This is a genomic window from Lysinibacillus sp. FSL M8-0337, assembly GCF_038593855.1.
Taxonomy (GTDB): domain Bacteria; phylum Bacillota; class Bacilli; order Bacillales_A; family Planococcaceae; genus Lysinibacillus; species Lysinibacillus sphaericus_D.
Window position 1 is genome coordinate 959,447 of the sequence record NZ_CP151996.1, and the last position, 13,048, is coordinate 972,494.

Here is a 13,048-nt window from a genome sequence, read left to right on the forward strand (position 1 = left end):
TATTTATTATATTTAAATAGCAAAAAAATAATGAAAAGTAGAATTGATAAATAGATTGGCAAATATTTCATTAGAATTAATTTGTAAAAAGAAAAAATTTTTGTAATAGTTGTACGGTTTATTATGTATATAACATTATGAAGAGTTGTAAAAAAACTCTTGATTAAATGTATTATTTCTAGATAAAATAGCCGTAGAGATAATTTTCAGATAATTCTATAAGTAAATAGTAAGTTATTTTTTTGTTTATACTGTAAAAAAATTATTAATATGTATTTAAATTCAATATAATAAAAACTATTAATTATTTGAGTAGAAATAATTTTGAAATAAGTTTAATCCGTTTCAAATCTTTTTTCTGAATATTGAATCAGGAAAGTTTGGACATCGCTAGTATTTACTACATATTTCTATTTAGAAAAAATTTACGAAGGTGTGATGATTAAATGAATTTAATGCTCGAAGTAAAGAACCTAAAAACTGGTTTTGATATAGAAGGGGATATTTATCATGCAGTCGATAATGTGTCCTTTTCGGTTAAGCCTGGTCAAATTGTAGGGATTGTAGGGGAATCAGGCTGTGGTAAAAGTGTTATGTCACTGTCAATTATGCAGCTACTGCCCCAAGGAATTGGCAAAGTTACTGGCGGGGAAATAAAGTTCCAAGGCCAAAATATAGAAAATTATTCAAGCGATGAAATGAATAAAATACGAGGAAAAGATATTAGTATGATCTTTCAAGAGCCTATGACATCTTTAAACCCTGTATTTACAATTGGTAATCAGATTGAAGAGATTTTATTAAATCATCTGTCAATCTCCAAAACAGAAGCAAGGCAGCAAGCCATCGAATTGTTAAAAAGTGTAGGCATCCCTAGACCAGACAAAATTGTTGACGAATATCCCCACCAATTATCTGGAGGGATGCGACAAAGGGTAATGATTGCAATTGCGATTGCCTGTCATCCAAAGCTTTTAATTGCTGATGAACCGACTACTGCACTAGATGTCACTGTGCAAGCCCAAATTCTAGAGCTGCTGAAAAAAATTCAAGAGAAAAATGATATGTCCATTATTTTGATCACGCATGACTTAGGTGTAGTGGCAGAAATGTGTGATGAAGTCATCATTATGTATGCTGGGAAAATTGTAGAACGCACGAATGTAGATAATTTGTTTTATAACCCACAACATCCGTATACAAAGCTGTTAATGGCATCGATTCCTCGTATTGATTTAGAGGTGAGTGAGTTAACAACAATCCAGGGCATCGTGCCTTCATTAAAAAATATGCCTACTTTTGGCTGTCGCTTTGCCGATAGATGCCCGTCTGTAAAACCTGAGTGTAGTACAGTAACGCCACAGCTTGCACAAATGGCTGATGGTCATGAGGTTTCGTGCTTACTATATGAAGGTTGCTATCCTAAAGAAAGTGTGAGGTAACAACATGACAGAAACTACAATCAAACAACGTAAAGAAAACTTACTTGAAGTGAACAACCTAAAAACTTATTACCCGATAAAAGGCGGATTTATAAAAAAGACGGTCGGACATGTGAAAGCGGTCGATAATATTTCATTTTCTATTAAAAATGGTGAAACACTCGGGTTGGTAGGGGAATCAGGCTGTGGAAAATCAACAACTGGGCGTACTATTATTCGATTGTTAGATTCTACTGAAGGACAAATCATTTTTAATGGTCAGGATATTACAAAATTACAAGGCAAATCATTAAGAGAGATAAGAAAAGATATCCAAATGGTATTCCAAGATCCTTATGCATCGTTAAATCCAATGCAAATGGTTGGCAGTATTGTAGCGGAGCCCATTATGAATTTCCATAACAAAACGCTCAATTCATTAAAGGGTGAAGTTGTGGAGTTATTGCGCAAAGTAGGCTTACCTGAAGATGCTTATTATAAGTATGCGCATGAATTTTCAGGAGGACAGCGTCAGCGAATTGGTATTGCGAGAGCCCTAGCTCTTAAACCAAAACTAATTATCGCCGATGAACCTGTTTCTGCTTTGGATGTTTCTGTTCAATCTCAAGTTTTGAACCTATTAAAAGAATTGCAGGATGAGTTTGACTTAACCTTTTTATTTATTGCGCATGATTTAAGTGTTGTGAAGCATATGAGTGATCGCATTGGCGTGATGTATCTAGGAAATATTGTTGAAATTGCTAACAAGACGAGTATTTATGATGAACCATTGCACCCTTATACACAAGCGCTTATTTCCGCGATACCCGTACCGGATCCTCGCAAAAAAAGTACGCGCATTGTATTAGAAGGTGATGTACCAAGTCCCGCAAATCCTCCGACAGGATGTCCATTCCATCCAAGATGCCCTAAAGCCATGATGGAATGTTCCTTAACGAAACCAGTATTAAAGGAGGTGAAGCCAGACCATAACGTTGCTTGCCACTTATATTAACAACGGCAAGAAAAAACAGGAAACAATGCTTTTCAAAATAAAATTTTAACGGGGGAAAAGAATGAAAAAGACAAAAACATTATGGTCACTGTTACTGATGCTTGTCATGGCTTTATTCCTAGCAGCATGTAATAGTGATTCAGGGACAACTGACAAAGATGCACAAAAAGATAAGGAAACGCCAGCGGCAACTACTGATGTTAAAGAAGGTGGCGTGGTTACATTCGGAACAGACCAAGCGCCAGAGGGCGTATTTGACCCTGCCTTTGCAGGAAGTATCGTAGATAGCTATATCCAAAATTTCATGATGGATGGCGTGTATGATGTAAATGATGAATTAGAATATGTACCAAATCTTGCAAAATGGGATATTAGTGAAGATAAATTAACGTATACGTTCAATTTCGAAAAGGGCGTAAAATGGCATAATGGTGAGGAACTAACAGGTGAAGACTGGGTTTTCGCATTAGAAACGTTAGCACACCCTGATTATGATGGTCCTCGTTTCAACTATGTTGAAGGCGTAAAAGGGGCAGAAGAGAAAAAAGCAGGCAAAGCAGATAAAATTTCAGGAATTGAAGTTGTAGATCCTTACACAATTAAAATTACTTTTAAAGAAGTGAAAATTAATAACTTAGAAAGCATTTGGCAATACCCAATGCCTAAGAAACATTATGAAGGCATTGCAGTAAAAGATTTAAGTGAATCAAAACAAGTGCGCGAAAACCCTGTAGGATTAGGCGCGTTTAAAGTGAAAAAAGTGGTAGACGGCGAGTATTCTGAATTAGAGCGTTTTGATGATTACTGGAAAGGGAAACCAGCGCTTGATGGTGTTATTGTAAAAGTAATTGACCCATCATTAGCTGCGGGTGCGTTCCAAAACGGAGAAATCGACATCATGGATATTAGACCACAATCTGTGAAAGAGCTTTCTGCATTAAGCAATGTACGTATCGAAGAAACAACTGGTGTGAGCTATTCTTATATCGGGCTTCGTTTTGGTCATCGTGATAAAGCTACACTGAAAAATGTAGCTGATTTTGATAAATTCAATTCAAAAGAATTACGTCAGGCACTATTATATGCTCTTAACCGTCCAGCAATGATCGATGCTTTCTTAGAAGGAAAAGCGAAAGTAGCGAACACAGTTATCCCAGTTACTTTCTGGACTGCTGCAGATGCTTCAGATTTAAATGCATACGAGTTTAATGTGGATAAAGCGAAAGAGCTGTTAAAAACAGCAGGCTATGTTGATACAGACGGAGATGGATTTGTCGAAGATCCAAAAGGTCAACCATTCAAAATTTTATTTGGTCACTATGCAGGACCAGCTGCATTTGAAGGTCGTTCACAAGCAATCATTCAATCTTGGAATGATATTGGCGTAAAAACAGAATTAGCAACAGGAAGCTTAGTTGAGTTTAACTTGTACAATGAAATGAAAGATAACGATGATGCAGCATTAGAGGCATTCTTCGGTTCTTGGAGCATGGGTTCTGATCCAGACCCATCAGGTTTATGGGCTAATGATGCAGAATGGAACTACGGTCGTTATGTAGATGCAGAGAATGACAAATTATTAAAAGAAGCATTAAGTGAAAAAGCATTTGATAAAGACTACCGTAAAAAAATGTATGTTAATTGGCAAAAATACTTTAACGAACAATTACCAGCACTACCATTATGGGAAAATCTAGATTTATATGGTATTAACAATCGACTACAAGGTGTTCATATTAACGCTGTTGGATTCCAAACAGACGTTTATAAATGGCACATTGTTGAGTAAGTTAGTGCTTAATCAAGGCTGAGAAACCTACTACTATCAGGCTCGAATTGGAGCTTGATAGTAGTAAATTTTAATTGATAAGGGGACGTCACATGCTTCAATACACACTTCGAAGACTACTCGGCATGATTCCATTGTTACTCCTTATTTCGTTAGTTGTGTTCTTCTTAGCAAAAATGATGCCAGGAGATCCATTTGCGGGAGAAATTGATCCATCCAATACAAACCCACAATACATCGAGGAAATGAGAGAGAAGTTAGGCTATAATGATCCAATTATCGTGCAATATGGAAGATGGATGGCGAATTTTGTACAAGGGGATTTTGGCAAATCAACCGTTTATAAAAAACCTGCAGTGGAAGTGATTGCACAGCGAATTCCAAATACATTATTTTTAGCCATTACATCTTTAATTTTTACGTATATTTTTGCTTTTATCATGGGGATGTATGCAGGAAGAAAACCTTATACATTAGGTGATAATCTAATAGCTTCGTATAATTACCTAGCTTTAGCGATTCCGTCATTTGTTGCCGGCATTGTCGCTATTTATGTGTTCTCTTTCCAATTAGGGTGGTTCCCATTCAACGGCTCAGTTGGTGTAGGGCTACAGGAAGGCACATTTGCTTATTATTTAAGTAGGATCCATCATGTATTATTACCAGCCCTTGTTTTAGGATTAATGGGAACGGCATCCTACACGCAATTTTTGCGCAACGATATTATTGAAAACAGTCGAAAAGATTTTGTACGTACGGCAAGAGCAAAAGGAACAAAGGAATCAAAAATTTACAACAAGCATATTTTAAGAAATTCGATTATTCCGATTATTACTTTCCTTGGGTTTGACATCGCTACATTAATTAGCGGTGCGGTTATTACAGAAACCATCTTTACTTATCCCGGAATAGGTGCACTGTTCTTAGATTCCGTTGGAAGAAGAGATTATGCGGTCATGATGTCGATAACTATGTTACTTTCGTTCTTAACACTTTTTGGAAATTTAGTAGCCGATTTACTGTACGGTATAGTAGATCCGCGAATTAGACTAGATTAAGGAGGGGAAATATGTGGAGATTGTAACAAAACAAGAAGCTTCTGCACCAAAAAAAACACCGAATAAAAGCCCCTCTCCATGGGTGATAGCGAGAAGAAAGTTCTTTAAAAATAAATTAGCGATGATCAGCCTTATTTTTTTACTAATCGTTATTATTCTATCGTTTTTGGCACCGTATATTACGACAAAAGATATCGTGCGTGTAGACTTTACGAAAATTAGTCAGCCACCTTCAAGTGAGAACTGGCTTGGAACGGATACGAATGGTCGTGATGTTTTTACGAGAATGCTATATGCTGGTAGATCCTCATTGACGGTTGGCATCGGCTGTATGTTTTTTATTGTTTTAATTGGGACAACGATTGGGGCGATTTCGGGTTACTTTGGGGGCAAGGTTGACCAAATTTTAATGCGTTTCACAGACTTTGTTTTAATGTTCCCATTATTAGTTTTCGTTATCGTTTTAAATACGATTCTAGTCGGCAAAGTTTCAGGCTTATGGACATTAATTATTGTTATTTCCGTATTAAGTTGGGGAAGTGTTGCCCGCGTTGTTCGAAGTCGAATTCTTGCGGAGAAAGAAAATGAGTACATTTTAGCTGCAGAGTCGATCGGCTGTAAATCATCGAAAATCATTATCAAACATTTACTACCTAACGTCGCTTCTACGATTATTGTACAAGCTACGCTATTAATGGCAGTAACGATTGTTATCGAGTCCGCGTTAAGTTTCTTAAACTTCGGTGTGCCAGCAGATACACCAAGCTGGGGTAACATGTTATCTGAGGCTAGAAACTCAGATGTATTAAGAGATAAAATTTGGATTTGGATTCCACCTGCAACAGCGATTACATTGGTCATCTTATCGATCAATTTTATCGGTGAAGGGCTGAAAGATGCAATGAATCCGAAATCAAGAAGATAATGTTGGTGAATAAATGGCATCTATCAAAGTAAATTTTACTTTGATAGGTGCCATTTGCTATTTGTTTTGGGAGGGGGAATACCTGCGAAGCAGGGTGAAATACCCGTGAGGCAGAGTGAAATACCCGCGGAACAAGGTGAAATATCCGCGGAGCAAGGAGATACCCGCGGAATAAGGAGAAATACCCGCGAAGCAGAGTGAAATACCCGCGGAGCAAGGAGAAATACCCGCGGAACAAGGGAGAATATCCGCGGAGCAGGGGAGAATATCCGCGGAACAGAGTGAAATACCCGCGAAGCAGGGGAGAATATCCGCGGAGCAAGGTGATACCCGTGGGGCAGAGTGAAATACCCGCGGAGCAAGGAAATACCCGCGGAGCAAGGAGAAATACCCGCGGAACAAGGGAGTACCCGCGAAGCAGGGGAAAATACCCGCGAAGCAGGGTGAAATACCCGCGGAGCAAGGGAAAAATCCTCCGCTCAAGGCATGAAAACGGGAGGTATCAAAATTGTACATGTAAGGATTTTATAAAGCGTAAAAACTAACTATTTTTCTGTAAAAAGTTACAAACTTAAATAACATTACTGAAATTGAAATTAAAATATAACTTATTTATATTAGTTATATTTTAATTTTGTTAATGTAATAAGAAGTGGTTAATGCGGAATGTTTGTTATGGAAAATAGATAACCATAAATATATCTATAAAATTTATTGATAGTTAATATATTCAGTTGAATACAACTACCAGTTAAAATTTTATATTCAATTAATTATTTTGAAATAACTACTATCACCTTACGTATTTATTTTTTAAAGATAACAAATAATCAAATTTGACAAAAGGAAACTAATTTTCTTGTAGTGAAAACTAGGCTAATGCACTTTAATTTTATAATAGTAATTTGCAAAATAAGCTTGATTTTACGTATTATTTCTAGATAAAATAGCAATACATTCAATTATCTGATTATTCTATCTATAGAAAAGCGTGTTTTTTCTTGTGGTAGGTAATTTTGATAAACATTATTTTTCACAAAAAATAAGAGTGATGAAAGGGGGATTTTAGATATATTGCAATTCTAATATAGAGAAAGTGGATGGTTAGATAAATAATTGTAGGAGGGAGATTGTTTGTGTACAAATGACTTATTGACGATAAAAAACTTAACGACGAGCTTTCGATTAAAAGACACATATCATGCAGCAATAGAAGATGTTTCGCTTTCGCTTAGAAAAAATGAGATTTTGGCTATAGTTGGAGAGTCGGGCTGTGGGAAAAGTACGTTAGCTACAACAATTGTAGGCTTACATAATGCAATGAATACAAAAGTGACGGGAGAAATACTTTACAATCAACAAAATTTAACACAGTTAAGTGAAGAGCAATTCAATCAATTACGAGGGAATGATATAGGCTTTATTTTTCAGGATCCTCTTTCGGCATTAAATCCATTAATGCGCATCCACGAACAAATTGCAGAAGGGCTTATTTATCATACAACACTTACAAAGCAACAACGGGACGAACGTGTAATAGAGTTGTTAGAGCAAGTAGGTATTGCGAATCCTAAACGGGTTGCCCGACAATTTCCTCATCAATTATCAGGTGGTATGCGTCAACGCGTAATGATTGCCATTGCTTTATCGAGCAAACCTGCCATCATCATTGCTGATGAACCGACAACAGCATTGGATGTAACGATACAAGCACAAATTTTAGATCTGTTAAAAGCGTTACAAGATGAGACACATGCTGGCGTTATTTTAATTACCCATGACTTAGGTGTTGTAGCAGAGGTTGCGGATCGAGTTGCTGTGATGTATGCGGGCCAAGTGATTGAAGAGGCGCCTGTTCAAGAGCTTTTTAACAATGCCAAACATCCATATACACGATCCCTATTAAACTCGATTCCACAAACTCATGAGGAACATGAACGCCTAGAGGTAATACAAGGCATGGTGCCTTCACTTGTAAATTTGCCACGTGAAGGTTGTCGATTTTCCTCGCGTATACCATGGATTGACGCATCCGCACATGAAAGTCATCCACAATTACATGAAATTGCACCTGAGCATTTTGTTCGTTGTACATGCTGGCAACACTTTCATTTTGCAGGAGAAAGCGAGGGGGTGTCAGGATGAGCTTTATGCAAATTAAAGATTTAAACGTCCATTATCCGATTCGAGGTGGCTTTTTCAATACGATAAAAGATAAAGTGTATGCGGTTGATGGCATTACAATGGCATTTGAAAAAGGAAAAACATACGGTTTAGTTGGCGAGTCAGGTTCAGGGAAATCTACTACAGGTAAAGCCATTATTGGTCTTGAAAAGGTAACAACGGGGCAAATTATTTATGAAGGACAGAATGTTACCAATCGACGTCGCAAGCGAGGGTCAGCCTATAGTCGTGATATTCAAATGATATTTCAAGACGCTCATTCTAGTATGAACCCTAGAAAGCGCGTAATCGATATACTGGCAGAGCCGATACGTAACTTTATGAAGCTCGGTGATCAGGAGGAGCGCAAGCGAATTAAAGAATTACTAGCCATTGTCGGTATGTCAGAGGATGTGCTGTTAAAGTATCCTCATGAATTTTCTGGAGGGCAAAAGCAGCGTCTTGGTATAGCGCGCGCGGTTGCTTGTAATCCGAAATTGATTATTGCAGATGAGCCTGTGTCGGCACTTGATTTGTCGGTGCAAGCACAAGTGTTGAATTTTATGAAAGACATTCAGCAAGAATATGGGCTAAGTTATTTATTTATCTCCCATGATCTAGGTGTCGTGAAACATATGTGTGATTACATTGCCATTATGTATAAGGGACGCTTTGTGGAAACTGGTACCCGTCAGGATATTTATAACAATCCACAGCATATATACACAAATCGCTTACTGTCCGCGATTCCGCATATTGAGCCTGAAACAAGGATGGAGCGCAAAGCAGTACGACAAAAAGTCGAAGAGAAGTATCAAAAAGACCATCATCAATACTATGATAAGCAAGGCAAAGTATACCCTTTAAAATCTATTTCCGATACGCATAAAGTGGCGATGTCCGAAATTGAGCAGGAGGGATTGTAACATGTGGAAAACGGTTGTTAGACGTGTACTCGTCATGATTCCACAATTGTTTATATTGAGTTTAATCGTCTTTATATTGGCAAAGCAAATGCCTGGTGATCCGTTTACAGGGTTAATCACACCTGAAACAGACCCATCAAGAATTGAGGAACTACGAATACAAGCAGGCTTCTATGATCCTTGGTATGAACAGTATTATCGCTGGATTACAAATGCTCTTCAAGGAGATTTTGGACAAAGCTATACATATAAAATTGCGGTGTCAACATTGATTGGGGAGCGTGCACTCAATACATTTTGGCTATCTTTACTTAGTGTGATACTGGTTTATTTATTAGCCATACCGCTTGGAATGCTTGCAGGACGTAAACAAGATACATTGTTAGACAAAGCCATTATTTTATATAGCTTTATTAGCTTTGCGATTCCGACATTTGTTTTATCACTCGTGTTTTTATTTGTTTTTGGTTATCGCCTAATGTGGTTTCCAACGAGTGGAACCGTTGATGTTGGCCTAGAATCGGGAACATTAACCTATTTTTGGAATAAAATATATCACTTGCTCTTACCTGCGATGACGGCAGCTATTTTGGGTACTACAGGTATTATCCAATATTTACGCTCAGAAATTATTGATGCCAAAACACAGGATTATGTCAAAACTGCTCGCAGTAAAGGGATTCCAATAAGAAGAATTTATACGCGGCATATTTTCCGCAATTCAGTACTTCCAATTGCAGCGTTTTTAGGGTTTACAATTACAGGTTTATTAGGCGGCTCCATTTTTATCGAAACGATTTACGGCTATCCAGGTATGGGGGAATTGTTTATTAGTTCGATAACGAGTCGCGACTATAGTGTCATTACCGCACTGATTATGCTGTATGGTTTCTTAGCATTATTAGGTAGTCTGTTGTCGGATATTATTATGAGCATTGTTGATCCGCGTATCCGTATAGACTAACGACTAAACATAATGTTGAGGTGAAAGGACATGACACAACATAACAATGAAACAGTAATGATGGAAAGTACACCGCCAACAGGTATACAAGTTGTTTTACGAGAGTTTAAGAAAGATAGAGTTGCAATGTTTTCTTTTGTGGGCGTTACACTAATCATCATTTCTATTTTTATTACTGCTTGGCTGCTCGATCAAGAGAACGTGTTAAAAATCAATCTGTTTGAACGCTACACAGAGCCAGGCGAGAATGGCTATATTTTAGGGGCGGATGAAGCAGGACGTGATGTACTTGGGCAATTAGTGATTGGCGCTAAAAATTCACTGTTAATCGCCATTTGGGTGACTGTTATTGCAAATATAATTGGAATTGCGCTAGGGATTATTATGGGCTATTACAGCGGAATTGTAGACAATGTCATGATGCGCATCATTGATTTTATTATTACATTGCCGACATTTATGATTTTTATAGTCCTTGTGTCCATTATCCCTGAATATGGTGTTTTTGAGCTCGTGATGATTATTAGTGTATTTCAATGGATAGGCATTGCACGGTTAATTCGAAGTAAAGCATTATCGGAAGGGAGACGAGATTATGTAAGCGCTTCTAAAACAATGGGGACAAGTGATTTCGCAATTATGTTTAAAGGCGTCTTGCCTAATTTAAGTTCGTTATTAATTGTAGAGTTTACTTTAAGTCTTGCTGGCAATATTGGAATCGAAACAGGCTTATCATTTTTAGGATTTGGGCTACCACCCTCTACGCCAAGTTTAGGTACTTTAGTAAGCTACGCTAGAAATCCACTTGTGTTAGCCGAGAAATGGTGGGTATGGTTACCAGCATCGTTATTAATTTTACTATTGATACTTGGCATCAATTATATCGGTCAAGCCCTTCGTCGTGCCGCTGATGCAAAACAAAGATTGGGATGATATAGGAGGTAATAACAATGACAAAAAAGTGGTTGATTACTGTCGTGACGTTGACAATCATATTGCTATTAACTGCCTGTAAAAGCTCCGATAAAGAGCAAGCAAGCGAAGCAAAAGATAGCAATGATAAACCAGCACAAACAGAAGATAACAAAGTAGATACAAGTACACTTCCATTTGAAGTAACGAACGAAGGGGATGCTGTGCAAGATGGCACATTACATGTTGGACTTGTAACAGATTCCCCGTTCAAAGGCGTTTTCTCATGGGAGTATTACCTTGATGCTTATGACGCAGCAATTATGAATTACACAACAAATAGCTTATTTGTATTGGATGAAGACTTTTTAATCACCGATAAAGGAATTGCCAAATTAGATGTTGATGCTGCCAATAAAAAAGTGCTTATTACAATACAGGGCGATGTAAAATGGTCGGATGGCACACCGTTAACGGCAGATGACTTAATCTATCCATATGAGATTATTGGCCATCCCGATTATGAAGGCGTGCGCTATGATGATGATTTTAAAAATATTATAGGTGCTGAAGAGTACCATGATGGCAAAGCAGACACGATAGCAGGCATTAAAAAAATAGATGACAAATCGATTGAAATCGCACTTGAAAAAGTGTCACCCGCTATTTATTCAGGAGGGGATGGCTTATGGGGCTATGCAGCACCGAAGCATCAACTCGAATCCATTGCCATAAAAGATTTAATTTCTTCTGATGCTGTACGCAAAAATCCAATTACACTTGGGCCATTTAAATTTGACAATATCGTCAATGGCGAGTCCGTACAGTTGGTTGCCAATGAGCATTATTTTAAAGGGAAGCCAAAGATTGAGAAAGTAGTTGTGCAAGTTGTTCCTTCGACCTCGGTGGGGGAAGCGCTGAAAACAGGAAAATTCGATTTAACATCAGAATTTAGAGCCAATCAATATGATAGTATAAAGAATTTAACGAATATTTCGATATTAGGGCGTCCTGAATTAGCATACAGCTATTTAGGTTTTAAGCTTGGACACTACGATCAAGAAAAAGGCGAGAATGTTTATGATGAAAAGGCAAAAATGAATGATGCTGATTTACGTAAAGCGATTGCTTATGCCATGGATATTGAAACGGTAACAGATAAATTTTATCAAGGATTACGGGTGCGGGCGAACTCCTTAATCCCACCAGCTTTTAAATCTTACTATGATAACACGCTAGAGGGCTATTATTACAATCCTGAAAAGGCAAAAGAACTATTAGATGCAGCAGGCTATAAAGATACAGATGGTGATGGTATTCGCGAAGATAAAGACGGCAATAAGTTTGCCATTCGTTTAGCGGCAATAGCCGGTTCTGATACGGATGAAGCGATTGTTGAATACTATCGTCAAAACTGGAAAGATGTTGGTTTAGATGTGCAATTAACGACAGGGCGTCTTCTTGAATTCAATAATTTTTACGAGAAAGTACAAGCAGATGATCCTGAAATTGATATGTATATGGCTGCATGGGGTACGGGGACAAACCCTTCACCAGCAGGGCTCTATAGTAAAGGAGCCTCATTTAACTACAGTCGCTATGTTTCAGATGACCTTACAAAGCTATTAAATAATATTGATTCTGAAGCAGCACTAGATGCACATTATCGCGCACAAGCTTTCCGTGCATGGCAAGTTTATATGAATGATAAAGCAACGATTATTCCAATGTATTTCCGTACTGAGATTATTCCTGTCAATAAACGCATTAAAAATTACAATATTCAATATGGAAATACGACAGAGAAACAAAATATTGAATTACTAGCAGAAACACCAATCAAATAGGGCAATTTAAGTCTAGTACAGATGCGAT

Annotated in this window: 10 protein-coding genes; all 10 read left to right on the forward strand. The window is 37.6% G+C overall.

Annotation, left to right across the window (positions count from 1 at the left end):
- The first annotated feature begins 446 nt into the window (after positions 1-446).
- The 10 genes from MKY08_RS04345 to MKY08_RS04390 all read left to right on the forward strand — a co-directional run bounded on the left by MKY08_RS04345 (position 447) and on the right by MKY08_RS04390 (position 13,020).
- A complete protein-coding gene (locus tag MKY08_RS04345) occupies positions 447-1,442 on the forward strand; it encodes an ABC transporter ATP-binding protein (RefSeq protein WP_029747186.1) in 996 nt (331 codons plus the stop codon).
- A gap of 4 nt (positions 1,443-1,446) precedes the next feature.
- The gene (locus tag MKY08_RS04350) at positions 1,447-2,436 is read left to right on the forward strand and encodes an oligopeptide/dipeptide ABC transporter ATP-binding protein (RefSeq protein ID WP_069510223.1); all 990 of its coding nucleotides are present in this window, start codon (positions 1,447-1,449) and stop codon (positions 2,434-2,436) included.
- Positions 2,437-2,497: 61 nt separating this feature from the next.
- Positions 2,498-4,225 (forward strand): oligopeptide ABC transporter substrate-binding protein, encoded by a 1,728-nt coding sequence (gene opp4A, locus MKY08_RS04355; protein ID WP_024362108.1) that lies wholly within the window; start codon positions 2,498-2,500, stop codon positions 4,223-4,225.
- A 92-nt stretch (positions 4,226-4,317) separates the two neighbouring features.
- The gene (gene opp4B, locus MKY08_RS04360; RefSeq protein WP_069510221.1) at positions 4,318-5,283 is read left to right on the forward strand and encodes an oligopeptide ABC transporter permease; all 966 of its coding nucleotides are present in this window, start codon (positions 4,318-4,320) and stop codon (positions 5,281-5,283) included.
- Between the two features lie 13 nt (positions 5,284-5,296).
- Positions 5,297-6,208, forward strand: coding sequence for an oligopeptide ABC transporter permease (opp4C, locus tag MKY08_RS04365; protein ID WP_069510219.1), 912 nt, complete (start codon positions 5,297-5,299; stop codon positions 6,206-6,208).
- A 1,134-nt stretch (positions 6,209-7,342) separates the two neighbouring features.
- Positions 7,343-8,353 (forward strand): ABC transporter ATP-binding protein, encoded by a 1,011-nt coding sequence (locus MKY08_RS04370; protein WP_024362105.1) that lies wholly within the window; start codon positions 7,343-7,345, stop codon positions 8,351-8,353.
- Positions 8,350-9,297: an ATP-binding cassette domain-containing protein gene (locus MKY08_RS04375; RefSeq protein WP_069510218.1), complete on the forward strand. Its 948-nt coding sequence runs from the start codon at positions 8,350-8,352 to the stop codon at positions 9,295-9,297. Before MKY08_RS04370 ends, MKY08_RS04375 begins: the two co-directional genes overlap by 4 nt.
- Position 9,298: 1 nt before the next feature.
- On the forward strand, positions 9,299-10,261 hold the full coding sequence (gene opp4B / locus MKY08_RS04380) for an oligopeptide ABC transporter permease (RefSeq protein WP_069510216.1): 963 nt from the start codon (positions 9,299-9,301) through the stop codon (positions 10,259-10,261).
- A gap of 30 nt (positions 10,262-10,291) precedes the next feature.
- The gene (locus MKY08_RS04385) at positions 10,292-11,194 is read left to right on the forward strand and encodes an ABC transporter permease (RefSeq protein WP_069510214.1); all 903 of its coding nucleotides are present in this window, start codon (positions 10,292-10,294) and stop codon (positions 11,192-11,194) included.
- Between the two features lie 17 nt (positions 11,195-11,211).
- Entirely contained in the window at positions 11,212-13,020 is a 1,809-nt protein-coding gene (locus tag MKY08_RS04390; RefSeq protein WP_069510212.1) for an oligopeptide ABC transporter substrate-binding protein, read from the forward strand.
- The last annotated feature ends 28 nt before the right edge of the window (positions 13,021-13,048 follow it).

Excerpts from the sequence above, each read along its gene's own strand:
- opp4B (WP_069510216.1), top strand. The coding sequence starts at position 9,299 with ATGTGGAAAACGGTTGTTAGACGTGTACTCGTCATGATTCCACAATTG.
- MKY08_RS04350 (WP_069510223.1), top strand. The coding sequence starts at position 1,447 with ATGACAGAAACTACAATCAAACAACGTAAAGAAAACTTACTTGAAGTG.
- MKY08_RS04385 (WP_069510214.1), top strand. The coding sequence starts at position 10,292 with ATGACACAACATAACAATGAAACAGTAATGATGGAAAGTACACCGCCA.
- opp4A (WP_024362108.1), top strand. The coding sequence starts at position 2,498 with ATGAAAAAGACAAAAACATTATGGTCACTGTTACTGATGCTTGTCATG.
- MKY08_RS04375 (WP_069510218.1), top strand. The coding sequence starts at position 8,350 with ATGAGCTTTATGCAAATTAAAGATTTAAACGTCCATTATCCGATTCGA.
- MKY08_RS04390 (WP_069510212.1), top strand. The coding sequence starts at position 11,212 with ATGACAAAAAAGTGGTTGATTACTGTCGTGACGTTGACAATCATATTG.
- opp4B (WP_069510221.1), top strand. The coding sequence starts at position 4,318 with ATGCTTCAATACACACTTCGAAGACTACTCGGCATGATTCCATTGTTA.
- MKY08_RS04345 (WP_029747186.1), top strand. The coding sequence starts at position 447 with ATGAATTTAATGCTCGAAGTAAAGAACCTAAAAACTGGTTTTGATATA.